The following is a 22,671-nucleotide window of genomic DNA, read 5'->3' as shown; positions in this document are numbered from 1 at the left end:
TCATCCTGCCGCATCGTCCAGGTCCGCGGTGGCCCGGGCGTGGTCCTGCGCGAGGCGGTCGAGGTCGGCCCGGTGGGCCTCGAACCGGACGCCCCGGCCGTCGGTGCTCAGCCCGATCCCCTCCTGCAGCCACTGCTCCCGGGCCCGCGCGAGCAGGTCCGGCCGCAACCGCCCGGACCGGTCGGTCACCCGCCACCACGGCACGCCGGAGCCCCACCGCGCCATCACCGCCCCCACGTGACGAGGACCCGTGCCCACGAGCGAGGCGAGGTCCCCGTAGCTGACCACCCGGCCCGGCGGCACCGCCTCGACCGCCCGCAGGACCCGTTCCACGAGGAGGTCGTCCATCCGTCGGACCCTACCCGCGTGCGCCGCCTACGCTCTCGTCATGAGCACCCCCACGATCGGCTACGCCGCCATGCTCGAGCAGTTCCACCCCGCGGAGGCCGTGCGCCTGACCGCGCTGGCCGAGGAGCACGGCTTCTCCGGCTGCATGGCGGCCGACCACTTCCAGCCGTGGGTGCCCGCCCAGGGCGAGTCCGCCTTCGTCTGGAACGTGCTGACGGCGGTCGGCGAACGTACCCGGGGCGACCTCGGCCCGGGGGTCGTGTGTCCCAGCTTCCGCTGGCACCCGGCGATCGTCGCCCAGGCCGCGGCGACCCTCGAGGCCATGTACCCGGGCCGGACCTGGCTGGGCCTGGGGGCCGGCGAGGCGCTCAACGAGCACGTGGTCGGCGGCTACTGGCCCGAGGCCGGCGAGCGCTCCCGCCGGATGTTCGAGGCGGTGGAGCTGATCTCCCAGCTGTTCACCTCATCCCGGGAGGGCAAGGACTCGCGCTGGGCCGGAGAGCACTTCCGCATGGAGACCACCCGTCTGTGGACGATGCCCGAGCAGGCGCCGCCGATCCTCGTGGCGACGGCAGGACCGGTGAACGCCCGCCGTACCGGTCGCCACGCCGACGGGATCATCACCGTCGGCGCCCCGCACGAGAAGGTCGGCATGCTCCTGGACCGGTTCGCCCAGGGGGCCAGGGACGCCGGCAAGGACCCCGACGGCATGACCCGGGTGCTGCAGCTCCACCTCTCCTGGGCGCCGACCGACGAGGAGGCCGTGGCCAACGCCCTCACCGAGTGGCCCAACGGGGGGATGAAGTTCCCCAAGGCCGACATCCGCTCCCCCCACGACCTGGCCCAGATGGCCGCGCTCGTGCGCGCCGAGGACTTCGAGGGGCGGATGGTGATCTCCAGCGACCCGGACGTGCACCGGGCCCACGTGCAGAGCTACCTCGACCACGGCTTCGACCGGGTCTACCTGCACAACGTCGGGCGCAACCAGGCGGAGTGGATCGAGGTCTTCGGCCGGGAGGTGCTTCCAGCGCTGCGCCGGTGAGCGACGTCAGCCGTTGAGCGGGTTGGCGTCCCAGTCCCGGGCCTGCGGGTCACCGGTGCGCCACTCGTCCTCGGCCGCCTCCTCCTCGTCCCAGCGGGCCGTCCGCTCCGCGGCGATGTCGAGCGCCCGAGAGGCCTCCTCCTCGGTGGCGTAGGGCCCCAGCAGGTCGTGGCTGCGGGCACGCTCGGGGTCGTCCCCCGCCTCGACCTGGCCGGTGCGGGTGTTGAACCAGTACTGCATACCGTCTCCTCCGGTGGTGGTGCCCGTGGGGCACGACTGCACTTCCTCGGGCCGTGGGCCGCCTCGGGACGGGCCACCTACACTCGACCCTATGCCGACGAGCACACCCCTCGCCCCCGGAAAGATCAGTCCCCGTCTCGCCGTCCCGACCGACCTGCCCCGCCCGGAGTACGTCGACCGGCCGGCGCCGGCGCCGTTCCGGGGGTCGGAGGTCAAGGACGCCGAGACCGTCGAGCGGATGCGGCACGCCGGTCGGATCGCCGCCCGGGCGCTGCAGCTGTGCGGCGAGATGGTCCGCCCGGGGGTCACCACGGACGAGATCGACCGCGCGGGCCACGCCTTCCTCCTGGACCACGGGGCCTACCCCTCCACGCTGGGCTACCGGGGTTTTCCCAAGTCGTTGTGCACCTCCGTCAACGAGGTCGTCTGCCACGGCATCCCGGACGACCGGCCCCTGCGGGACGGGGACATCTGCAACATCGACATCACCGCCTACGTGGGAGGCGTGCACGGCGACAACAACGCGACGTTCCTGTGCGGCGACGTCGCGGAGGAGACCCGGCTGCTCGTCGAGCGCACGCACGAGGCCCTGATGAGGGGGATCCGGGCGGCCCGTCCCGGGCGGCAGATCAACGTGGTCGGGCGGGTCATCGAGAGCTATGCCAGGCGGTTCGGCTACGGCGTCGTGCGCGACTTCACCGGCCACGGTGTCGGCGAGGCGTTCCACTCGGGGCTCGTCATCCCCCACTACGACGCCGCCCCGGACTACGACACGGTCATCGAGCCGGGGATGACCTTCACCATCGAGCCGATGCTCAACCTGGGCACGCACGAGTGGGTGGAGTGGGACGACGGCTGGACGGTCCTGACGGCCGACGGCCGTCCCTCCGCCCAGTTCGAGCACACCATCCTTATCACCGAGGACGGCCCGGAGATCCTCACCCTCCCCTGACCAGCCCGGGCCGCCGTCAGTGGCCCGTCCCCCAGCCACCGGAAGGACCACCATGGGACAGCACATCCTCGGCGTCGACATCGGCGGGAGCGGCATCAAGGGTGCCCCCGTCGACCTGGAGAAGGGCGCGTTCGCGACCGACCGGGTCCGCATCGACACCCCCGACGACGCCACTCCCGAGGCGGTGGCCGAGATCGTGGCCCAGATCATCGACGAGTTCGACGAGATCGACGCCGACAGCCCGGTCGGGATCACCGTGCCCGCCGTGGTGCACCACGGCGTGGTGCGGACGGCCGCCAACATCGACCCCAGCTGGATCGGCACGGACGCCGACGCGCTGTTCTCCCGGCACCTCGAGAGGCCGGTGCACGTGGTCAACGACGCGGACGCCGCCGGCGTGGCCGAGATGCACTACGGCGCCGGTCGGGGCAACGACGGCGTGGTGCTGCTGACGACGCTGGGCACGGGGATCGGGTCCGCGCTGTTCCGGGGTGGTGAGCTGTTGCCCAACACCGAGCTGGGCCACCTGGAGCTCGACGGCCACGACGCGGAGACGAGGGCGGCCAGCAGCGCGCGCGAGGAGGAGGACCTCTCCTGGGAGGAGTGGGCCGAGCGGCTGCAGCGCTACTACTCCCACGTGGAGAACCTCCTCTGGCCCGACCTGATCATCGTGGGCGGCGGCGTGTCGAAGAAGGCCCACAAGTTCCTTCCGCTGCTGCACCTGCGGGCGCCGGTGGTGGCCGCCGAGCTGCGCAACGACGCGGGGATCATCGGCGCCGCCTGGTACACGCGGCACGTGGAGGACTGAGCGACGGCGGACAGGATCGACCGGCCGCCCGGGCTGCGCCTCACCAGGAGGTGTGGCGCGGCCTGCCCTCCTCGAACCCGGCGGCCCCCTGGACCCCCACGACGGCCCGGGTGTGGAACTCTCCCACGGTCCGGGCCCCTGCGTAGGTGAAGGCGCTGCGCACCCCGGAGACGATCTGGTCCAGGACGTCCTCCACCCCGGGGCGGTGGGGGTCGAGGAACATCCGGCCCGAGGAGATGCCCTCCTCGAACAGCGCGGACCGGGCCCGGTCGAAGGCCGACAGGTCCCTGGTGCGCTGACGCACCGCCCTGGCCGAGGCCATCCCGAAGGACTCCTTGTAGGCCCGGCCCTCCGCGTCGCGCATGAGGTCGCCCGGCGACTCCAGGGTCCCGGCGAACCAGGACCCGACCATGACCGACGCGGCCCCGGCGGCCAGGGCCAGGGCCACGTCGCGGGGGTGCTTGACACCGCCGTCGGCCCACACCTGCGCCCCGGTCTCCCGGGCCGCCTCCGCGCACTCCACGACGGCGGAGAACTGCGGTCGCCCGACACCGGTCATCATCCGGGTCGTGCACATGGCGCCCGGCCCCACCCCCACCTTGACGATGTCCGCCCCGGCCGCGGCCAGGTCGTGCACCCCGGCCCGGGAGACCACGTTGCCCGCGACGACCGGGACCCGGACACCGGTGCGGTCCGCGTGGGCGTCCCGGGCGGCGACCACCTGCGGCAGTGCCTCGAGCATCTTCTCCTGGTGCCCGTGTGCGGTGTCGACGACGAGGACGTCGACCCCGATGGCCAGCAGCTCGGCCGCCTTGGCCGGCACGTCCCCGTTGATCCCCACCGCCGCGCCGACGCACAGCCGGCCCTCCGGGTCGACGGCCGGCGCGTACATCGCCGAGCGCAGCAGACCGGTGCGGGTGACGATGCCCCTCAGCAGTCCCCCGGCGACCACGGGGGCCAGGTCCGCGCGGCTGCGTTCGAGGTCGTCGAAGGCCGCGCGCAGGTCGACGCCGTCCTCCAGGACCACCCGGGGCTCCTGCATGACCTCTGCGACCGAGGAGAACCGGTCCACGTCCTCGCAGTCGGCCTCGGTCACCACCCCGACCGGCCGACCCGCCTCCACGACGACCGCGGCCCGGTGCGCCCGCTTGCCCATGACGGACAGGACCTGGGCCACGGGGGCGGACCGTTCGACGACGATCGGGGTCTCGTAGACGGGGTGGCTGGCCTTGACGCGCTCGACCGTCCTCCGCACCTCGGGCAGGGGGATGTCCTGGGGCAGCACGGCCGCACCCCCCCGACGGGCCACCGTCTCGGCCATCCGACGGCCGGAGACCGCGGTCATGTTGGCCACCACCACCGGGACCGTGGTCCCCACCCGGTCGGGGGTGGTCAGGTCCACGTCCAGACGCGAGGTCACCGCCGAGCGGGAGGGAACCATGAACACGTCGGCGTAGGTCAGCTCGTGCGTCGGCCGCATACCGTTGAGGAACTCCACGGTGCCCCAGCGTACGCACCCCTGGCGCAGCACCAGCGGGCGTCCTAGCGTGGGGCCGACACCGACCTGACGGAGGTAGACCATGCAGCTGACGCACCGGGGCCACGCCTGCCTGCTCCTCGAGGAGCAGGACCAGCGCATCCTCGTCGACCCGGGGACCTTCTCCGACCTGGACGACCTGACCGGACTCACCGCGGTCCTGGTGACCCACCAGCACCCGGACCACCTCGATCCGCGCCGCGGACCCGAGCTCCTGCGGGCCAACCCCGACGCCCGGGTGCTCGTGGAGTCCCAGACGGCCGAGCTGCTCGCCGACCAGGGCCTGGGCGGGCGGCTGGAGCGGCTCGAGCCGGGCGGCCGCGTCGACCTGGGACCCGTCGAGCTGCGGCCGGTGGGCGAGCAGCACGCCGTGATCCACCCCTGGGTGGAGCGGATCGGCAACACCGGCGTGGTCCTGGAGGCGGGCGGGACCGCCCTGTTCCACCCGGGTGACGCCCTGGACGCCGACCCGGGACCGGTCGACCTGCTCGCCGTCCCGGTCAACGCGCCCTGGGGCAAGATCGCCGAGACGCTGGAGTTCGTGCGCAGGGTCGCCCCGCGGCGGGGCGTGGTCCCGGTGCACGACGGTCTCCTCAACGACACGGGCCGCTCGATGTACCTCAAGCACATCGGTGACTTCGGTGCCGAGGGCGGGGTGGAGGTGCTCGACCTTCGGGGTGTCGGGGCGGCGACGCTCTGAGCGGTAGACTGGGAGGCTGAGGATGAGTCGGCCAGGCGGCCGCGTCGGACCTTCGGGTCCGCCGAGGAACGTCCGGGCTCCACAGGGCACGGTGGTGGCTAACGGCCACCCGGGGCGACCCGCGGGACAGTGCCACAGAAAGTAGACCGCCCACCGGTCCGCCGGTGGGTCAGGGTGAAAGGGTGGTGTAAGAGACCACCAGCACGCCAGGTGACTGGCGTGGCTCGGTAAACCCCACCGGGAGCAAGACCAGACAGTGCGTGCTCGAGGGCTGCCCGCCCGAGCGCACGGGTAGGTCGCTGGAGGCGGTCGGCAACGGCCGTCGTAGATGGATGGCCGCCACCTCCGCAGCGCCGGCGACGGCGCGGAGGGACAGAACCCGGCGTACCGGCCGACTCATCCTCACCAGGCCCCGTCCGCACCGGGCGCCGCCGGCGATATCTCAGCCCAGGGGGCGGCCGGCGGTGCTCAGCCCAGGGCGCCGGTGAGCAGGTCGACGACGACGAAGACCGCGGTGAACGCAGCGACCCCGATCGGGATCACCGACAGCACCTTGTTCATCGACCGGGTGTCGGCCGTCCCCGTCGGCACGGCGTCGGACGTCGGGGCGGGTGCGCGGAAGCTCATGACGCCGATTCTGCCACACCGTCGACGTGCGCCCCGTCGACGATCCGGAGGTCGACCCGCCCGGCGAGCACGTCGACGGCGACGACCTCGACCCGCACGGCGGTGCCGGGCTCGGCGCGGCCCTCGGCGAGCTCGCTGACCGGCGGGTCGATCAGCTGCACGACGACGTCCCCCCGCCGCCCGACGTCCACCACGACCGCCTCGAAGGTGCCGCCGACGTGGTCGGCGAGCACGGCGGCCTCGACCGACGAGAGGCAGGAGCGCTCGACGGCCCGGGTCCGACGGTCGGCCTCGGCCATGAGATCGGGCAGCACCGGCAGCGCCTCCTCGACCCAGGAGGGCAGCTCCCGCCCGTGCACGAGGGCCTCGCACACCGCCAGCGAGAACCGGTCGACGAGGCGGCGCAGGGGGGCGGTCGTGTGGGTGTACGGGGCGGCGATGGCCGCCTGGACCACCTCGTCCTCGGGCGGGGACGTGCCGTCGAGGACGGTGTAGCCGGCTCCGCGGAACAGGCTGGTGGCGGCGTTGATGACGGCCAGGTGGGCGGGGTCGTCGCGGTCCAGGGTGCGCAGGAACCGGCCGTAGGTCAGGCCCTCGGGCCACGGGACGCCCAGGGCCCTGGCCTCCCGCCGGAAACGGGCGACGGCGCCCGCGTCGGGGCTCGGCATCGTGCGCAGGATGCCGGTGCCGGCCTCGAGCATGATGCGGGCGGCCACCATGCCCGTGAGCAGGGAGACCTGGGCGTTCCAGTCCTCGGCCGCGAGCAGGGGCCGCAGGCGCAGGTGGTAGTGGCCCTCCTCGTCCACCTCCACCTCCTGCTCCGGCATCGGCAGGCTGGCCCCGCCCCGCTCGTCCTCGCGCCGGATCCGCAGCTCACCGACCTCCTTGAGCAGCAGGAGCGTGTCCTCGGCCCCTCCCCCGTCCACCAGCGCCTGCACCTCCTCGTAGGTGTAGCGGCGCACCGAGCGCACCATCGCCCGGTAGAGGTCGGCCCGGTCGCGCTCGCCCCCGGCGGTGAGGCGCATGTCCCACACGTAGGCGGGACGCACCTCGTCCGGCAGCAGGCTGGCCGCGTCCTCGCTGAGATGGGGCGGGTGGAGCGGCACGCGCACGTCGGGGCAGTAGACCGTCATACCCCGGCGGCGCACCTCCGCGTCCAGCGCTCCGCCCTCGGGCAGGAACGCGGGGACGTCGGCGATCGCGTAGCGCACCCGGTAGCCCTCGCCGTCGCGCTCGACGTGCAGGGCCTGGTCCAGGTCCATGGACCCCGGCGGGTCGATCGTGACGAAGGGGACCCCCGTCTCGTCGCGGTCGGGCAGGTCCGGGGCCGCCACGGCCCGCTCCACCTCGGCGAGCACCTCCGCGGAGAAGCCGGTCGGCAGGTCCTGCTCGGCGCGCGCCCGTTCGAAGGCCCGCTCCAGCAGCTGGGTGTGCCCGCCGGTGCCGGAGAGCCGTGTCGCACGCTGAACCATGGCCGCCACCCTACGTCGCCTACCCTGCGTGTCGTGCTGATCCTGCTGCCCCCCTCCGAGTCCAAGGCGACCCGCGGCCGCGGGGCCCCCGCGCGTCCGCACACCCTCTCCTTCCCGGCCCTGGCCCCTGCCCGGGCGCAGGTCGCCGCCGCGCTGGCCCGGGCGAGCGCGCGACCAGACGCGGCCGCCGTGCTGGGCGTCGGCCCCGGAGTCGCCGCGGAGGTCGCGCGCAACCTGCGCCTGCAGGAGGCCCCCGCGCTGCCGGCCCGCGACCTGTACACCGGTGTGCTCTACGACGCCCTGGACCTGGCCTCGCTGGACCTCGCCTCCGCCCGGCGCGCCACCCGGAGGCTGGTCGTCGTCTCTGCCCTCTACGGGGCGGTCCGCCCCACCGACCGGCTGGCTCCCTACCGTCTGTCCATGGGCGTGTCTCTGCCGGGCCCGGGCCCGCTCGCGTCGTTCTGGCGTCCTCACCTGGGTCCGGTGCTCGAGGCGGCCGCGGGCCTCGGACTGGTCGTGGACTGCCGCTCCAGCACGTATGCCGCCGCCTGGGCACCGGGGGAGGCGCTCGCGCCGCGGTGGGTGCAGGTCCGCGTCCCGGGGGCCACCCACATGGCCAAGCACACCCGGGGCCTGGTGGCCCGTGCCCTGTGCCGCACGCCGGCCGACCCCCGGCGCGTGCAGGACCTCCCCGCCCTGCTCGGCCAGGAGTTCGACGTCGCGCTGCACGAGCCGGCACGCCGGGGCCGGTCCTGGATCCTCGACGTCGTGGCCCGGTAGCTCCAGGCACGGGACGCCCGTCGGTGCTCGGCGGGAGCACGCGGCGGCACTAGCCGGGCGGGCCCTCGAGGGAGCTGTCCAGGATGCGGACCCGGGCCTCGGTCTGGGCCACGTCGTCGGCGAACGCCGGGTCGTAGAGGTGGTGGGTGTCGTTGACGAACTCCACCTGCACCCCGCCGTCGGCCCACACCTCGACGGCCGTCAGGGACGTGGGGGCGGTGGCCACCGACCAGGCCCTCGAGTGGTCGATGCCCAGCAGCCGGCCGAGCACCGACATGAGCACCACCCGGTGGGTGGCGACGACGACGGTGCCGCCGCGCGAGATCGCCCGTCCCAGCGCGCCGCCCACCCGCCGGTCGAGCTCGCGCCGGGTCTCCCCGCCGGGAGGGGCGAAGTCGAGGTCGTGCCGGAGCCGGGCGAGGTCCGCGGCGCTCTCCCGGACCAGGTCGGGCATGGCCCGACCGTCCCAGGAGCCGAACCCCTGCTCGTCCCAGTCGGCGTCCTCCTCCCGGGGCACCCCCAGGTGGTCGGCGACGACCTGTCCCGTCTGGCGGGCCCGCCGCAGGGACGAGGAGACCACGGTGACCCGGCCGGGGTCCGAACGGTCGAGGAGACGCCGGACGGCGACGGCGGCGGCCCGGGCCTGCGCCAGACCGGTGGCGTTGAGGGCAGGGTCGGCACCTCCCCGCCCGTCGAGCCGGTGACCCTGGGTGAAGTCGGTCACCCCGTGGCGCACCAGGACCAGCCGCGTCTGCCCCTCCAGCGTCGGCACGGTCTCGTCGGAGACGAAGACGTCGGTGAGGGGCACCCGGGCGTCGCCGAAGACCTGGCCGGTGCCGGGGCGGTCGCCGGGGGCCACGCCGCGGCCCACCCGCCCGGACGTGGGGCCACCGGGACCGGTGACCGTGGACACCTCCGGCGCCTCCCCGGGCCGGTCGGAGCCGGCGCCCTCCCCCAGGAGGTCACGGTGGACGATGCGTCCGTCCATCGCCACGTTCGACAGCGCGTCCGCCGCACCGTTGCGCTCCCGCGGGATCCAGGTGAACCGGACCGTGCCCCCGGCGGCCTGGACCTGGTCGACGAGCTGACGGGCCTGGAGTGCCAGCCGGCGCATGTCCTCGTGCTTGATCTTCCACCGCCCGCACATCTGCTCCACGACCAGCTTGGAGTCCATCCGGACCTCGACGGCCGCGTCGGTCGCCAGGCCCAGGTCGAGCACGGCCTGCAGTCCGGCCACGAGGCCGCTGTACTCGGCCACGTTGTTCGACGCGCGGCCGAGAGGCACCGCCCGTTCGGCCAGCAGCTCCCCGGTCCGCGCATCCTTGACCAGCGCCCCGTAGCCGGCCACGCCCGGGTTGCCCCGGGAACCGCCGTCCGCCTCGACCACCAGGGCCGGGCGCAGGCTCACAGACCGGACTCCGAGGTCCGCACGAGGACGCGGCCGCACTCCTCGCACCGGAGCACCTCGTCCTCGGGCGCGTTGCGGATCCGCGAGAGGTCGACCGCGTTGAGGTCCAGCCGGCAGCCGCCGCACCGGCGCTGGACGAGCGGGGCCGCGCCGGTCCCGCTGTGCGCCCGCACCCGGTCGTAGAGGGCGAGCAGCTCCGCGGACAGGTCGGCCACGACCGCCGGCCGACCATGGGCGACCTCCTCGCGCTCGGCGCTGATCCGGGCGGCCTTCTCGTCGCGCTGGGCGCGCAGGGACGTCAGCCGCTCGGCGTGCTCGGCGTGCGCCCGGGCGGCCCGGTCGGCCGAGCCCTGGGCGGCCTCCACCCGCTCCATGACCTCCAGCTGCTCGTCCTCGAGCACCCCCTGGCGCCGCTCCAGCGAGGCCAGCTCGTGCTGCAGCCCCTGCAGGGACTTCGAGGTGCCGGTGCCGGCGTCGAGCCGGGCCTGGTCCCGGGCGGCCCGGTCGCGCACCTGCTGCACGGCCGCCTCGGCCTTGGCCACCTCCCGCTGGAGGTCCGAGACCGCGGTCTCGGTGCGCACCACCTCGGCGCGCAGGTCCGCCTCGGCCGCCTCGAGCCGGGCGATGTCGACCAGCTCGGGGAGGGTGCGCAGCTGGTGGTCCAGCTGGGTCAGCCGGGTGTCGAGGTCGAGCAGGTCAAGGAGTCGGGACTGCATCTGCGGGCTGGCCTTCACGGCATACCTCCGGGTCGGGGTGCAGGACGGGCGGTCACGGGGCCCACCTCGGGCGGACGGGCTCCGACGACGAAGTCCCAGGGGTCGGAGCGCACGGTGGACAGGGAGAGGCTCACGCTACCGCCGAGCCGGTCGGCCAGGAGCCGCCGCACCATCGGCAGCCACAACGACTCGCTGGCCCAGTGCCCCGCGTCGACCAGGTAGGGCGTTCCCGCGGAGGGGTCCGCCCCCCGGCTCCGCGCGGCGGCCCTGGCCTCCTGCCGGGCCTCGAGGGCGGGGTGGTGCCGCAGGTCGGCCGTGACGTAGGCGTCGGCACCGCTGCGGCGGGCGGCGTCCAGCGCCGAGTCCCCGGCACCACCGAGCACCGCCACCCTGCGCACGGACGCCCCGGGCGGGCCCGCGACCCGCACCCCCGACGCGGTCGGCGGCATGGCTGCGTGGAGGGTCGTGGCGAGGTCGGCGAGGGTGGTGGGCGCGGGCAGGTCCCCCACCCTGCCCAGCTCCTGGTCCTCCACCACCTGCAGGGCGTCGGTCTCCTCCAGCCCGCACGCCCGGGCGAGCGCATGGCCGACCCCGGGATCGGCCACGTCGGCGTTCGTGTGCGCGCAGTAGAGCGCGACGTCGTTGACGACGAGGTCGGTGATGGTGGCGCCCTTGGCGCTGGTCGTCGCGACGGAGTGGATGCCCCGCAGCAGCAGGGGGTGGTGGGTCAGGACGAGGTCGGCACCGGCGGCGACCGCCTCGGCGACCACCTCCAGCGTCGGGTCGACGGCGAGCAGGACGCTGCGCACCCGTTGGTCGGGATCACCGGCGACCAGGCCGACGCGGTCCCACGACTGGGCGGTGGCGGGCGGGTAGAGCTCCTCGAGCACCGCGACGACCTCGCGCAGCGGCAGCCCCTCGGGGCTGCTGCCGGCGACCTCTCTGCTGTTGTCCACGTGGGCCCGGCCGGGCTCGAACCGACGACCTACGCGGTGTAAACGCGGCGCTCTACCAGCTGAGCTACAGGCCCCTAGGGGCGACCATTGTGCCAGTCCGCCCGGGCGGTTCGGCACGCGTGTCGGGACGACGGGCGCCGTGCCCGGTGCTACAGGCCCCTGACCGCCTCGTGCAGCAGGCCGATGGGGCGCTCCTCCCCCGGTCCGTGGACCAGGCTCCACGTGACCACCCCCCGCGGGTCGACCAGGAACGTCCCGCGCGCGGCGGCCCCCGTGTCCTCGTCGAGCACGCCGTAGGCGCGGCTCACCCGGCCGTGGGGCCAGAAGTCGGACAGCAGGGGGAAGCGGTAGCCCTCGTGCGCGGACCAGGCCCGCAGGGAGGAGGTGGGGTCGCAGGAGAGGCCCACCACCTGGACCCGGTCGTTGACGAACTCGTCGATGTTCAGCTGGATCTCCAGCAGCTCCCCGGTGCAGATCGAGGAGAACGCGAAGGGGAAGAACACCATGAGCAGGTGCCGCTCGGCGACGAGGTCGGCCAGGCGCTGCCGGTCGCCGTGCTGGTCGGGCAGGTCGAGGTCGGGAGCGAGGGCCCCCACCTGCGGGTATGCCGTCACCGGCGACCCACGAGACGCTGGCCGATCCAGGCGCCCAGGGGGATGGCGCCCGCGGCCGACAGGGAGCACGTCGTGCAGGCCTCCTGGACCTCGTGGGCGGCCACGCGGTCGGGCCGTCCGGCACCGGGCGTCAGCAGGGCGATGAACCCACCCTCCTCGAGCGTGGTGAGGGCGTCGACGAGCTCGTCGGCAAGGTCACCGTCGCCGTCGCGCCACCAGAGCAGCACCACGTCGACGACCCCGTCGTAGTCCTCCCCCTCCAGGGGACCCTCGACGAGGGCCTCCACGGCGGCCCTGAGGTCCTCCTCGACGTCGTCGTCGTCGCCGTACTCGACGACGATCTGGCCCGGGGCGAAACCCAGCCGTCGGGCGGGCGCGACCAGCGGGCCTGCGTCCGTGTCGATCTCGTTCACGTTCCTCTCACCGTCCATGGTGAGGACTACACAACTAGAGGGTGGCCCGGATGTAAAGGTGGCGTCGCCCGGGCCCTCGGGGCGGCGGCCGACCGACCTGACCCGACGTCCACCCCTCGTGACAGACTGGCCCCGTCACCACGACGGAAAGGTTGCCTCATGTCTTTCGAGCGTCCAGTCGGGCCGATCCTCAACGGGTTGCCGAGCCAGGTCCCGGACACGGATCCCGACGAGACCCAGGAGTGGCTCGAGTCGCTCGACTCCGCGATCGAGGCCGGTGGCCGGGGTCGTGCCCGCTACCTGATGCTCCGCATGCTGGAGCGCGCTCGTGACTCCCAGGTGGGGCTCCCGTCGCTGACGACGACCGACTACATCAACACGATCCCGCCCGAGCGCGAGCCCTGGTTCCCCGGTGACGAGGACATGGAGCGGCGCTACCGGGCCTGGATCCGCTGGAACGCCGCCGTCATGGTGCACCGGGCCCAGCACCCCGAGATCTCCGTAGGTGGCCACATCTCCTCCTACGCCTCGATCTCCACCCTGTGGGAGGTCGGCTTCAACCACTTCTGGCGAGGACGCGACCACGAGGGCGGCGGCGACCAGATCTTCTTCCAGGGTCACGCCTCGCCCGGCATCTACGCCCGCGCCTTCCTGGAGGGACGGCTCTCGGAGAAGGAGCTGGACGGCTTCCGTCAGGAGAAGAGCCGGGGTCTGGACGACGACGTCCAGCCGCTGCCCTCCTACCCCCACCCGCGCAGCATGCCGGAGTTCTGGCAGTTCCCCACGGTCTCGATGGGCCTGGGTCCGATGAACGCCATCTACCAGGCGGCGTTCAACAAGTACCTGCACAACCGCGGCCTGAAGGACACCAGCCAGCAGCACGTGTGGGCCTTCCTCGGCGACGGCGAGATGGACGAGCCGGAGTCGCGCGGCCTGCTCCAGGTGGCGGCCAACGACGAGCTGGACAACCTCACCTTCGTCGTCAACTGCAACCTGCAGCGGCTCGACGGGCCGGTGCGCGGCAACGGCAAGATCGTCCAGGAGCTGGAGAGCTACTTCCGCGGCGCCGGCTGGAACGTCATCAAGGTGCTGTGGGGCCGCGGCTGGGACGAGCTCATCGCCAAGGACACCTCCGGAGCGCTCGTCAACCTGATGAACTCCACCCCCGACGGGGACTTCCAGACCTTCCGCGCCAACGACGGCGCCTTCATCCGCGACCACTTCTTCGGGCGCGACCCGCGCACCAAGGAGATGGTCAAGGACTGGTCGGACGAGGACGTCTGGTGGAAGCTCAAGCGGGGCGGGCACGACTACCGCAAGGTGTACGCCGCCTACGCCGCCGCCCTGCGGCACACCGGACAGCCGACCGTGATCCTGGCCCACACCATCAAGGGGTACAGCCTCGGGACACACTTCGCGGGCCGCAACGCGACCCACCAGATGAAGAAGATGACCCTGGACGACCTCAAGGGCTTCCGGGACAGCCTGCGCATCCCGATCACCGACGAGCAGCTCGAGGCCGACCCCTACAAGCCGCCGTACTACCACCCCGGTCAGGACGACGAGGCGATCCGCTACCTGCAGGAGCGTCGCAAGGAGCTGGGCGGGTACCTGCCCAAGCGCGATCCGTCGAAGGTCGGCGAGCTGACGCTGCCGGACACCAAGATCTACGACGTGGCCAAGAAGGGCTCGGGCAAGCAGAACGTGGCCACCACCATGGCCCTGGTCCGCATCTTCAAGGAGTGGATGCGCGACAAGGAGTTCGGGAAGCACCTGGTGCCGATCATCCCGGACGAGGCCCGCACCTTCGGCATGGACAGCTTCTTCCCCACGGCGAAGATCTACAACGTCCACGGCCAGAACTACACCTCGGTGGACGCCGACCTCATGCTCGCCTACAAGGAGTCCACGAGCGGCCAGATCTGGCACGTCGGCATCAACGAGGGCGGATCGGTGGCGGCCTTCACCGCGGCCGGCACCTCCTACGACACCCACTCGGTCCCGATGGTGCCGTTCTACATCTTCTACTCGATGTTCGGGTTCCAGCGCACCGGTGACGGGATCTGGGCCGCGGCCGACCAGCTGGTGCGCGGGTTCATGATCGGAGCCACCGCGGGCCGGACGACCCTGGCGGGCGAGGGGCTGCAGCACGCGGACGGCCACTCACCCCTGCTGGCCTCGACCAACCCGGCCTGCGTCTCCTACGACCCGGCGTACGCCTACGAGCTGGCGCACATCCTGCCCGCGGGGCTGGAGCGGATGTACGGCGGCGAGGCGGAGGACGTCTTCTACTACATCACCGTCTACAACGAGCCGATGCGGCAGCCGGCCCAGCCGGAGGACGTGGACGTCGAGGGCATCCTCAAGGGCATGCACCGGATCACGAAGGCGGAGCCCGCGGAGGAGGGCCGCCAGGTCCAGCTGCTGGCCTCCGGCGTCGGGGTGCCCTGGGCCCTGGAGGCCGAGGAGCTGCTCCGCGAGGACTGGGGCGTGCACGCCGACGTGTGGTCGGTCACCTCCTGGTCCGAGCTGCGCCGCGAGGCGATGTCCTGCGACGAGGACGCCTTCCTGCACCCGGACGAGGAGCGGCGTGTCCCCTACGTCACCCGCCGCCTCTCCGAGGGCACCGGCCCGATCATCGCGACCAGCGACTACATGAGGGCGGTCCAGGACCAGATCGCCCCGTGGGTGCCGGAGGACTACCACGCCCTGGGGGCCGACGGCTTCGGCTTCGCCGACACCCGGGCCGCCGCCCGCCGGTTCTTCCACATCGACGGTCCCTCGATGGCGGTCAAGGCCCTGCAGATGCTCGCCGACCGCGGCGAGATCGACCCGCAGGTGCCCCGCGAGGCGGCGGACCGCTACCGTCTGCTCGACGTCAATGCGGGCACCTCCGGCAACGTGGGCGGGGACGCCTGAGCGCCGTCCCGTCGACACCGCCCGGGCGGGGCGGCCGGCAGACGTGCCGGCCGCCGCGCCCGGGGGTCCCGGATCACTAGGCTGCAACGGTGCCCTCCTCCCCCGCCGCGGGCGCGGCCTCCCGACCTGAGCCGCTGCAACGACGGGCCGGGGAGCTCGCCACGCGGGTCACCCGGCGGATGGCCGAGGAGCACGACTGGTTCACGGCGCTCAGCCCCGACGACCGCTCCTGGGTGGGTCTCATCGCCCAGGGCGGGATCAGCACCCTGCTCACCTGGTATGCCGACGGGACCCCCGAGCGGACCGTGTCCGGCGACCTGTTCACCACGGCCCCGCGGGCCCTGGCCCAGACGATCTCCCTGCGTCAGGCCCTCGACCTGACGCGCACGGCGGTAGCCACCGTCGAGGACGCCGTGGACGAGCTGGTCGGGGAGGACGAGCGCCCGCGGCTGCGGGAGGCGGTGCTGCGCTACTCGCGCGACGTGGCCTTCGCCGCCGCCGACGTCTACGCCCGCGCAGCGGAGCAGCGCGGTGGGTGGGATGCCCGGCTGGAGTCCCTCGTCGTCCACGCGATCGTGCGGGGAGAGGCGGACGACACCCTGGCCTCCCGCGCCGCCGAGCTCGGTTGGGAGGACGTGACCGGGGTCGCCGTCCTCGTCGGCGCCCTGCCCGAGGGGGGTTCCGGCCCGGCCCTGGAAAGGGTCCGCGAGGCCGCCCAGCGCGCCGGCCGTTCGGTCCTGACCGCCGCGCTCGGCCGCCGGCTCGTGTGCGTGCTGGGCGGCAGCGACGACCCCTCGGCCGACGCCCGCGCGCTCGCCCCCTCCTTCGCGCCCGGACCCGTCGTCGTCGGTCCCCGGGTGCCGCACCTGTTCGCCGCGGGCCGCAGCGTGCGGGCCGCCCTGTCCGCCTGCGACGCCCTGCCCGCCTGGACGCAGGCGCCCCGACCGGTCGGTGCCGACGACCTGCTGCCCGAGCGGGCGCTGCTCGGTGAGCAGCCGGCCCGCAGGATGCTCGTCGACCGGGTCTACCGACCGCTGCGGGACCACTCCTCGCCCCTCCTGGAGACGGTCCAGGCCTATCTCGACCACGGCGGAGCGCTCGAGGCCACCGCGCGGGCGCTGTTCCTCCACCCGAACACGGTGCGCTACCGCCTGCGTCGCGCCGCCGACGTGGTCGGGCTGGACGCCCACGACCCCCGGGACGCCTGGGTCCTGCAGGTCTCCCTGGCGCTCGGCCGCATGACCGCACGGCACCGTCCGCCACGCTGAGCAGGCCTGATTCCGCACGCACCTTGGAGGAAACCTCCAAAGACGGCCGTGCCTTCTCGTCGGGAACGCTGACGCCGTCCCGTGCCGCCGCCGGGCAGAGTGGGGGGCGTGCTCGTGATCGTCGCGCCCGGACAGGGCTCCCAGGCTCCCGGTTTCCTCGCTCCGTGGCTCGAGCTCCCGGGGCTGCCCGAGCGTCTGGAACGCCTCTCCGAGGTCGCCCAGAGCGACCTCGTGGCCCATGGGACCACCTCGGACGCTCCCACCATCAAGGACACCGCGGTCGCCCAGCCCCTCATCGTCGGCGCCGGGCTCGTGGCCCTGTCCGCCCTGTTCGGCGTCGATCGCGCTGCCGCCCCGGACCGTGGGGACGACGCCGGTCGGGCCGACGGGCGGGCTGCCTCCCCCGTCGGCGCCACCGCAGGGCACTCCGTCGGGGAGATCACGGCCGCCGCCTTCGCCGGTGTGCTCACCGAGGACGAGGCGGTGGCGTTCGTGCGCGAGCGGGGACGTGGCATGGCCCAGGCCTCGGCCGTCGCACCGACCGGGATGAGCGCCGTCGTCGGCGGCGACCCGGAGGAGGTCCTGGCCGTCCTGGACTCCCTCGGTCTGACCCCCGCCAACCTCAACGGCGCCGGCCAGGTGGTGGCCGCCGGCACGCTGGAGCAGCTCTCGGCCCTGGACGGCGCGCCGCCCGCCCGGGCCCGCGTCGTCCCCCTCCAGGTGGCCGGTGCCTTCCACACCCGGCACATGGACCCGGCGGTGGACCGCCTGGCGCGCCACGTGCTGGACCTGGCGGCCCAGGACCCCGCGGTCCCGCTGGTCTCCAACGCCGACGGGACCGTCGTCGACGACGGCGAGGAGGTCCTGCGCCGCCTCGTGCGTCAGGTGTCCAACCCGGTGCGCTGGGACCTGACGATGGACACCTTCCTCGCGATGGGGGTCACGGGTCTCATCGAGATCCCGCCGGCCGGCACCCTCGTCGGCCTGGCCAAGCGGGCCCTGCGCGGCGTCGAGACGCTGGCGCTGAAGACCCCCGACGACCTGGACCAGGCCCGCCGGATGATCCAGGAGCACGGTGGGCCCCAGGACGCCGGACCCGATGCTCCCCCGCACCCCGGCCAGCCCGAGCACCAGCACCCCCAGGAGGACACCCCGTGACCACACCTCGTCCCGGTCGTCCCGCCCCGACCCTCGCCGGTCCCCGCACGCTCCGCCACGCCCGCATCCTCGGGCTGGGCGGCTACCGGCCCGAGCGGGTGGTGACCAACGAGGAGATCTGCCGCTTCATCGACTCCTCCGACGAGTGGATCCAGCAGCGTTCCGGCATCGTGACCCGACGGTTCGCCCGGGACGACGAGACCGTGGTGGACATGGCCGAGGCGGCGTCCCGGCAGGCGATGGAGCGCGCAGGGGTGGGCCCGGACCAGATCGGCGTGATCATCGTCGCCACCGTGACCCACCCCTACCAGACCCCGGCCGCGGCGCCCGAGCTGGGCCACCGGCTCGGGATCCCGGACCCGGCCGCCTTCGACGTCTCGGCCGCCTGCGCCGGCTACTGCCACGGCATCGCCCTGGCCAACGACATGGTCCGGGCCGGGACGGCCGACCACGTCCTCGTCGTCGGGGTGGAGAAGCTGTCCGACTTCACCGACAAGCACGACCGCGGCTCGGCGTTCATCTTCGGCGACGGTGCCGGTGCGGCCGTCGTGGGCGTCTCGGACACCCCCGGCATCGGTCCCACCCTGTGGGGCAGCCTGGGCGACAAGACCGACGCGATCACCCAGCGGGAGTCCTGGACCGAGCTGCGGCCGGCGATGGAGGACCCGCGGCGCGCCGAGGAGATCGCCTGGCCCTCCTTCGTCATGCAGGGGCAGACCGTCTTCCGGTGGGCGGTGTTCTCGATGGCCCAGGTCGCCATCGACACCGTCGCGGCCGCCGGCGTCACCACCGACGACCTGGACGCCTTCGTGCCCCACCAGGCCAACATGCGCATCACCGACGCGATGATCAAGTCCCTCAAGCTGCCCGAGCACGTGCCCGTGGCGCGCGACATCGCCGAGACGGGCAACACCTCGGCAGCCTCGATCCCGCTCGCCATGTCCCGGATGCTCGACGAGGGCGAGGCCCGCCACGGCGGGCTTGCCCTGCAGATCGGGTTCGGCGCGGGCCTGGTCTACGCCGCCCAGGTCGTCGTCATGCCGTGAGCAGGCCCCTGTCCGAATGCGGCGGTCGGAGCACCCCTCCCGCCCCCGCCCCCCACGAGACCACCCGAGGCCCGGCGGGAAGCACCCGGGTCACCCCCTCAACCGAAGGAGCAGGACAGATGGCCATGACCGAGCAGGAGATCCTCGCGGGTCTCGCGGAGATCGTCAACGAGGAGACCGGTCTGGAGCAGGAGGAGGTCCAGATGGACAAGTCCTTCACCGAGGACCTGGACATCGACTCCCTCTCGATGATGACCATCGTGGTCAACGCCGAGGACAAGTTCGGCGTGCGCATCCCCGACGACGAGGTGAAGAACCTCACCCACGTCCGGGACGCGGTGACCTACATCGCCAACAACCAGGGCTGACGCTCCCCCCTCCCGGCGCGGTCCCCAGCGGCCGCGCCGGGAGGCGCCCCACCCCATACCCCGTCCTGTCCGCGGCACCGCCGCCCCGACCGACCCCGGAGGTCGTGCAGATGTCCCCCAGCCCCAGCCCGACCCCCCGCCGCGTCGTCGTGACCGGCCTGGGCGCCACCACCCCCGTCGGCGGCACCGCGCCGCAGACCTGGGACGCGGTCCTGGCGGGCCGCTCCGGCGCCCGGGACATCCCCCAGGAGTGGATCGACGAGCACGAGCTGCCGATCACCTTCGCGGCCCAGATCCACACCCCGCCCAGCGAGGTGCTCCCCAAGGTCGAGGTGCGCCGCAACGACCCCTCGGGCCAGTACGCCCTCATCGCCTCCCGGGAGGCCTGGGCCGACGCCGGCAGCCCCGAGATCGAGCCCGAGCGTCTGGGTGTGGCGGTCGGGTCCGGCATCGGTGGCGTGTGGACCCTGCTGGACCAGTGGGAGAACCTGCGCACCCGCGGGCCCCGTCGCGTCTTCCCGCTGACCGTCCCGATGCTCATGCCCAACGGGCCCGCCGCGGCCGTGTCCCTGGACCTCACGGCCCGCGCCGGTGCCCACTGCCCCGTCAGCGCGTGCGCCTCCGGTGCCGAGGGCATGGGCCTGGCGTTCTCGATGATCCGCTCCGGCCGGGCCGACATGATGGTCGCCGGGGGCACCGAGGCCGCCATCCACCCGCTGCCGATCGCCGCGTTCGCCGCGATGACCGCGCTGTCCGGACGCAACGACGACCCTCAGCGGGCCTCCCGCCCCTACGACGTGGACCGGGACGGGTTCGTCATGGGCGAGGGAGCGGCTGTCATGGTGCTCGAGGCCGAGGAGCACGCGCTCGCCCGCGGGGCCCGCATCTACGCCGAGCTCGTCGGGGTGGGCATGTCCAGCGACGCCTACCACATCACCGCGGGCGAGCCCGACGGCGCCGGGGCCGCGCGCGCCATGGCCGAGGCCGTGGCCGACGCCGACCTGTCGATGAGCGACATCGCGCACATCAACGCGCACGCCACGTCCACCCCCGTCGGGGACGCCGCCGAGGCGCGCGCGATCCGCCGTGCCTTCGGCGCGCACACCGACCGGGTCCCGGTGACGGCGACCAAGTCGATGACGGGCCACCTGCTGGGGGCCGCCGGCGCGCTCGAGGCGGTCCTGACCGTCCAGACCCTGCACGCCAGGACCGTGCCGGCCACCATCAACCTGGACCGGCAGGACCCGCAGATCGACCTGGACGTGGTCACCGGGGCCCCTCGCCCGCTGCCGGACGGGGACCTGGCCGCCGTCAACAACTCCTTCGGGTTCGGCGGGGTCAACGTGGCGCTCGCGTTCCGCAGCCGCGGGTGAGGCCGGCAGGGGGCGGCGGGTAGGCTCGCCGTCCCATGCACATCCTGCGCGTCGCCAACTTCGTCAGTCCGACGTCCGGCGGGATCAAGACGGCGCTGCGGGCCTGGGGCCAGCACTACCGCGAGCTCGGCCACGAGGCCTCGCTCATCGTCCCGGGTCCGGGGCAGGAGATCAGCCAGGAGGCTCAGGGCACCGTCTACCGGGTCCCGGCGACGCCCGTCCCGGGAACGGGCTACTCCCTGATGTTCGAGCGCCGCGGCCTGTCCCGGCTCATGGACGCCGTGGCCCCCGACGCCCTGGAGGTCTCCGACCGGTCCACCACGCGGTGGATGGGCCGCTGGGCCCGCCGGCGCGGCATCGGCTCGGTGATGATCAGCCACGAGCACATGACGGGCATCCTCGTGCGCCGTACCCCCGTTCCGGACGGGCCGGCGGTGTGGGCCGCGGACCTCATCAACCGCCGTAGCGCGCACGACTACGACGCGATCGTGTGCCCCAGCAGCTTCGCGGCGGAGGAGTTCCACCGCAACGGCATCGACGCGAGGGTCGTGCCCCTGGGGGTGGATCTGGACACCTTCCGGCCGGTGCGGGATCCCGCCACCTACCGACCGCCGGGCCCCGGTGATCCGGTCCGGCTGGTCCACTGCGGGCGACTGTCTCCCGAGAAGCGTCCGGCGCTCTCGGTGGAGACCGTGCGCGAGCTCGTCCGGCGCGGCCACGACGTCGAGATGACGGTGTTCGGGCACGGCCCCCTGCGCGACGAGCTCATCGAACGTGCCCGGGACCTGCCGGTCGTCTTCCACTCCTACATCACCGACCGTGCGGAGCTGGCCGCCCGGATGGGGACCGCGGACGTCGCCCTGGCCCCCGGACCGCTGGAGACCTTCGGCCTGGCCGCCCTCGAGGTGCTCGCCTGCGGCGTTCCGGTGGTGTGCCCCGACGAGGGGGCCCTGCAGGAGGTGGTCGGGCACGCCGGCCACGTGGCCCCGTCCACCCCCGCAGCCTTCGCCGACGGCGTCGAGGCGCTCCTGGCACGGCCCCGGGCCGCCGTCCAGGCCCGGGAGCAGGCCGAGCGGTTCAACTGGCGGGCCTCTGCGCAGGCCATGCTCGCCGTGCACACCGACGTCGCCGCGCGCCGGACGTCCGGCTGAGACGGACGTCCGGCTGAGACGGGCGGCCGGGCCGCCCGGGCGGGCTCCGTGCCTCACAGGCGGCGCGGAACCCGGGCCGGACCCGGCATCCGCCCGACGACCTGGTCGTCGGATCAGGTCGTCGGGAGCGGACGCGGGGACGCTCTGCGGGACCTGGGCGGGGTCAGCCGACCTTGTGCAGCCAGGTGACGGGTGCGCCCTCGCCGGCGTGGCGGTACACCTCGAGCTCGCTGTCCCAGGCCGCCCCGAGGACGCGGTCCAGCTCGGCGGCGAGCACGGCGGCGTTGCCCTCGGCCTGCTCGACGACGGTGCGCAGCCGGTCCTCGTTGACGACGACGTCACCGTTGGCGGACAGACGTGCCTGGTGGATGCCCAGGGCCGGGGTGTGGGTCCACCGCATCCCGTCGCTGCCGCGGCTGGCTTCCTCGACGACCTCGTACCGCAGGCCGTCCCAGCCGCGCATGGCGCTGGCGATGAGGGCACCGGTGCCCGCCTCGCCGGTCCAGGAGAACTCGGTGCGCACGAGACCGGACTCGACGGGCTGGGGCACCCAGTCCAGGCTCACGCGCGTGTCCAGGACCCCCTCGAGGGCCCAGTTGATGTGCGGGCACAGCGCGATCGGCGCGGAGTGGACGAACACCACTCCGCGGGTCATGACTCGGGGCATGACGACTGACATCCTGGCCTCCTGTGTGGTGAGGGACGTCTTCCCCAACGACCTCGTGACACGGAACGGCCGGCCGGCGTCGGCCCGCTGTGCGGTTTTGTCACATTG

23 protein-coding genes, 1 tRNA gene and 1 other RNA gene are annotated in these 22,671 nt (G+C 73.6%); 13 read left to right on the top strand and 12 right to left on the bottom strand.

Annotated elements, in window-relative coordinates:
• Entirely contained in the window at positions 1 to 348 is a 348-nt protein-coding gene (locus tag ACWHYA_RS11485) for an MGMT family protein (RefSeq protein WP_425944232.1), read from the bottom strand.
• 40 nt (positions 349 to 388) lie between these two features.
• Between ACWHYA_RS11485 and ACWHYA_RS11480 the strand changes: the two genes are divergently transcribed.
• Entirely contained in the window at positions 389 to 1,390 is a 1,002-nt protein-coding gene (locus ACWHYA_RS11480) for a TIGR03557 family F420-dependent LLM class oxidoreductase (RefSeq protein ID WP_425944234.1), read from the top strand.
• 6 nt (positions 1,391 to 1,396) lie between these two features.
• Here ACWHYA_RS11480 and ACWHYA_RS11475 read toward each other — a convergent pair whose 3' ends face one another.
• Positions 1,397 to 1,630: a hypothetical protein gene (locus ACWHYA_RS11475; protein WP_425944236.1), complete on the bottom strand. Its 234-nt coding sequence runs from the start codon at positions 1,628 to 1,630 to the stop codon at positions 1,397 to 1,399.
• A 91-nt stretch (positions 1,631 to 1,721) separates the two neighbouring features.
• Between ACWHYA_RS11475 and map the strand changes: the two genes are divergently transcribed.
• Positions 1,722 to 2,582: a type I methionyl aminopeptidase gene (gene map, locus ACWHYA_RS11470; protein WP_425944238.1), complete on the top strand. Its 861-nt coding sequence runs from the start codon at positions 1,722 to 1,724 to the stop codon at positions 2,580 to 2,582.
• 52 nt (positions 2,583 to 2,634) lie between these two features.
• The gene (ppgK, locus tag ACWHYA_RS11465) at positions 2,635 to 3,390 is read left to right on the top strand and encodes a polyphosphate--glucose phosphotransferase (protein WP_425944240.1); all 756 of its coding nucleotides are present in this window, start codon (positions 2,635 to 2,637) and stop codon (positions 3,388 to 3,390) included.
• 40 nt (positions 3,391 to 3,430) lie between these two features.
• Here the strand turns inward: ppgK and ACWHYA_RS11460 are convergent, their stop codons facing one another.
• Positions 3,431 to 4,888, bottom strand: a complete 1,458-nt coding sequence (locus ACWHYA_RS11460; protein ID WP_425944242.1) for a GuaB1 family IMP dehydrogenase-related protein — start codon at positions 4,886 to 4,888, stop codon at positions 3,431 to 3,433.
• Between the two features lie 82 nt (positions 4,889 to 4,970).
• Here ACWHYA_RS11460 and ACWHYA_RS11455 point away from each other — a divergent pair, with 82 nt between their 5' ends.
• Positions 4,971 to 5,627, top strand: coding sequence for an MBL fold metallo-hydrolase (locus ACWHYA_RS11455; protein ID WP_425944244.1), 657 nt, complete (start codon positions 4,971 to 4,973; stop codon positions 5,625 to 5,627).
• 23 nt (positions 5,628 to 5,650) lie between these two features.
• An RNA gene (rnpB, locus tag ACWHYA_RS11450) (RNase P RNA component class A) lies at positions 5,651 to 6,030 on the top strand.
• 65 nt (positions 6,031 to 6,095) lie between these two features.
• Here the strand turns inward: rnpB and ACWHYA_RS11445 are convergent.
• Together ACWHYA_RS11445 and ACWHYA_RS11440 are read right to left on the bottom strand one after the other, a co-directional pair.
• Positions 6,096 to 6,254 carry a hypothetical protein gene (locus ACWHYA_RS11445; protein WP_425944246.1) on the bottom strand — a complete coding sequence of 53 codons (159 nt, stop codon included), beginning with the start codon at positions 6,252 to 6,254 and terminating at the stop codon, positions 6,096 to 6,098.
• The gene (locus tag ACWHYA_RS11440; RefSeq protein WP_425944248.1) at positions 6,251 to 7,726 is read right to left on the bottom strand and encodes a ribonuclease catalytic domain-containing protein; all 1,476 of its coding nucleotides are present in this window, start codon (positions 7,724 to 7,726) and stop codon (positions 6,251 to 6,253) included. The genes ACWHYA_RS11445 and ACWHYA_RS11440 overlap by 4 nt, the downstream gene beginning before the upstream one ends.
• Positions 7,727 to 7,759: 33 nt before the next feature.
• Here ACWHYA_RS11440 and ACWHYA_RS11435 point away from each other — a divergent pair, with 33 nt between their 5' ends.
• Entirely contained in the window at positions 7,760 to 8,506 is a 747-nt protein-coding gene (locus tag ACWHYA_RS11435; RefSeq protein WP_425944250.1) for a YaaA family protein, read from the top strand.
• A gap of 49 nt (positions 8,507 to 8,555) precedes the next feature.
• Here ACWHYA_RS11435 and ACWHYA_RS11430 read toward each other — a convergent pair whose 3' ends face one another.
• From ACWHYA_RS11430 to ACWHYA_RS11405, 6 genes are all read right to left on the bottom strand, one after another.
• Positions 8,556 to 9,914: a histidine phosphatase family protein gene (locus tag ACWHYA_RS11430; protein ID WP_425944252.1), complete on the bottom strand. Its 1,359-nt coding sequence runs from the start codon at positions 9,912 to 9,914 to the stop codon at positions 8,556 to 8,558.
• Complete coding sequence (locus tag ACWHYA_RS11425; RefSeq protein WP_425944254.1) at positions 9,911 to 10,648, bottom strand: zinc ribbon domain-containing protein; 738 nt, start codon at positions 10,646 to 10,648, stop codon at positions 9,911 to 9,913. The genes ACWHYA_RS11430 and ACWHYA_RS11425 overlap by 4 nt, the downstream gene beginning before the upstream one ends.
• Complete coding sequence (locus ACWHYA_RS11420; RefSeq protein WP_425944256.1) at positions 10,645 to 11,586, bottom strand: Nif3-like dinuclear metal center hexameric protein; 942 nt, start codon at positions 11,584 to 11,586, stop codon at positions 10,645 to 10,647. Before ACWHYA_RS11420 ends, ACWHYA_RS11425 begins: the two co-directional genes overlap by 4 nt.
• Position 11,587: 1 nt before the next feature.
• A tRNA-Val gene (locus ACWHYA_RS11415) sits at positions 11,588 to 11,660 on the bottom strand.
• Between the two features lie 75 nt (positions 11,661 to 11,735).
• A complete protein-coding gene (locus tag ACWHYA_RS11410; RefSeq protein WP_425944258.1) occupies positions 11,736 to 12,200 on the bottom strand; it encodes a peroxiredoxin in 465 nt (154 codons plus the stop codon).
• On the bottom strand, positions 12,197 to 12,613 hold the full coding sequence (locus tag ACWHYA_RS11405) for a DUF3052 domain-containing protein (protein ID WP_448095595.1): 417 nt from the start codon (positions 12,611 to 12,613) through the stop codon (positions 12,197 to 12,199). The genes ACWHYA_RS11410 and ACWHYA_RS11405 overlap by 4 nt, the downstream gene beginning before the upstream one ends.
• 159 nt (positions 12,614 to 12,772) lie before the next feature.
• Here ACWHYA_RS11405 and aceE point away from each other — a divergent pair, with 159 nt between their 5' ends.
• The 7 genes from aceE (at position 12,773) to ACWHYA_RS11370 (ending at position 21,896) form a co-directional block, all read left to right on the top strand.
• A complete protein-coding gene (aceE, locus tag ACWHYA_RS11400) occupies positions 12,773 to 15,532 on the top strand; it encodes a pyruvate dehydrogenase (acetyl-transferring), homodimeric type (RefSeq protein ID WP_425944262.1) in 2,760 nt (919 codons plus the stop codon).
• An 89-nt stretch (positions 15,533 to 15,621) separates the two neighbouring features.
• Positions 15,622 to 16,800, top strand: coding sequence for a PucR family transcriptional regulator (locus ACWHYA_RS11395; protein ID WP_425944264.1), 1,179 nt, complete (start codon positions 15,622 to 15,624; stop codon positions 16,798 to 16,800).
• Positions 16,801 to 16,908: 108 nt separating this feature from the next.
• Positions 16,909 to 17,958, top strand: a complete 1,050-nt coding sequence (locus tag ACWHYA_RS11390) for an ACP S-malonyltransferase (RefSeq protein WP_425944266.1) — start codon at positions 16,909 to 16,911, stop codon at positions 17,956 to 17,958.
• A complete protein-coding gene (locus tag ACWHYA_RS11385) occupies positions 17,955 to 19,004 on the top strand; it encodes a beta-ketoacyl-ACP synthase III (protein ID WP_425944268.1) in 1,050 nt (349 codons plus the stop codon). The genes ACWHYA_RS11390 and ACWHYA_RS11385 overlap by 4 nt, the downstream gene beginning before the upstream one ends.
• Before the next feature lie 119 nt (positions 19,005 to 19,123).
• Positions 19,124 to 19,372 carry an acyl carrier protein gene (locus ACWHYA_RS11380; RefSeq protein ID WP_425944270.1) on the top strand — a complete coding sequence of 83 codons (249 nt, stop codon included), beginning with the start codon at positions 19,124 to 19,126 and terminating at the stop codon, positions 19,370 to 19,372.
• 110 nt (positions 19,373 to 19,482) lie between these two features.
• On the top strand, positions 19,483 to 20,745 hold the full coding sequence (fabF, locus tag ACWHYA_RS11375; RefSeq protein ID WP_425944272.1) for a beta-ketoacyl-ACP synthase II: 1,263 nt from the start codon (positions 19,483 to 19,485) through the stop codon (positions 20,743 to 20,745).
• A 35-nt stretch (positions 20,746 to 20,780) separates the two neighbouring features.
• Entirely contained in the window at positions 20,781 to 21,896 is a 1,116-nt protein-coding gene (locus tag ACWHYA_RS11370) for a glycosyltransferase (protein ID WP_425944274.1), read from the top strand.
• Between the two features lie 163 nt (positions 21,897 to 22,059).
• On the opposite strand, the gene ACWHYA_RS11365 is transcribed toward ACWHYA_RS11370, so the two are convergent.
• Positions 22,060 to 22,575: a DUF3145 domain-containing protein gene (locus ACWHYA_RS11365; RefSeq protein ID WP_425944276.1), complete on the bottom strand. Its 516-nt coding sequence runs from the start codon at positions 22,573 to 22,575 to the stop codon at positions 22,060 to 22,062.
• Positions 22,576 to 22,671 lie beyond the last annotated feature (96 nt).

Source organism: Ornithinimicrobium carbonis, from assembly GCF_977012275.1.
Note: the sequence above shows the minus strand (reverse complement) of the source record. Positions and strands in the feature narration are given on the sequence as shown.

Coding starts and splice junctions, on each gene's coding strand:
- ACWHYA_RS11455 (WP_425944244.1), top strand. CDS start 4,971: ATGCAGCTGACGCACCGGGGCCACGCCTGCCTGCTCCTCGAGGAGCAG.
- ACWHYA_RS11380 (WP_425944270.1), top strand. CDS start 19,124: ATGGCCATGACCGAGCAGGAGATCCTCGCGGGTCTCGCGGAGATCGTC.
- ACWHYA_RS11475 (WP_425944236.1), bottom strand. CDS start 1,630: ATGCAGTACTGGTTCAACACCCGCACCGGCCAGGTCGAGGCGGGGGAC.
- ACWHYA_RS11370 (WP_425944274.1), top strand. CDS start 20,781: ATGCACATCCTGCGCGTCGCCAACTTCGTCAGTCCGACGTCCGGCGGG.
- ppgK (WP_425944240.1), top strand. CDS start 2,635: ATGGGACAGCACATCCTCGGCGTCGACATCGGCGGGAGCGGCATCAAG.
- ACWHYA_RS11480 (WP_425944234.1), top strand. CDS start 389: ATGAGCACCCCCACGATCGGCTACGCCGCCATGCTCGAGCAGTTCCAC.
- map (WP_425944238.1), top strand. CDS start 1,722: ATGCCGACGAGCACACCCCTCGCCCCCGGAAAGATCAGTCCCCGTCTC.
- ACWHYA_RS11445 (WP_425944246.1), bottom strand. CDS start 6,254: ATGAGCTTCCGCGCACCCGCCCCGACGTCCGACGCCGTGCCGACGGGG.
- ACWHYA_RS11365 (WP_425944276.1), bottom strand. CDS start 22,575: ATGTCAGTCGTCATGCCCCGAGTCATGACCCGCGGAGTGGTGTTCGTC.
- aceE (WP_425944262.1), top strand. CDS start 12,773: ATGTCTTTCGAGCGTCCAGTCGGGCCGATCCTCAACGGGTTGCCGAGC.
- ACWHYA_RS11440 (WP_425944248.1), bottom strand. CDS start 7,726: ATGGTTCAGCGTGCGACACGGCTCTCCGGCACCGGCGGGCACACCCAG.
- ACWHYA_RS11485 (WP_425944232.1), bottom strand. CDS start 348: ATGGACGACCTCCTCGTGGAACGGGTCCTGCGGGCGGTCGAGGCGGTG.
- fabF (WP_425944272.1), top strand. CDS start 19,483: ATGTCCCCCAGCCCCAGCCCGACCCCCCGCCGCGTCGTCGTGACCGGC.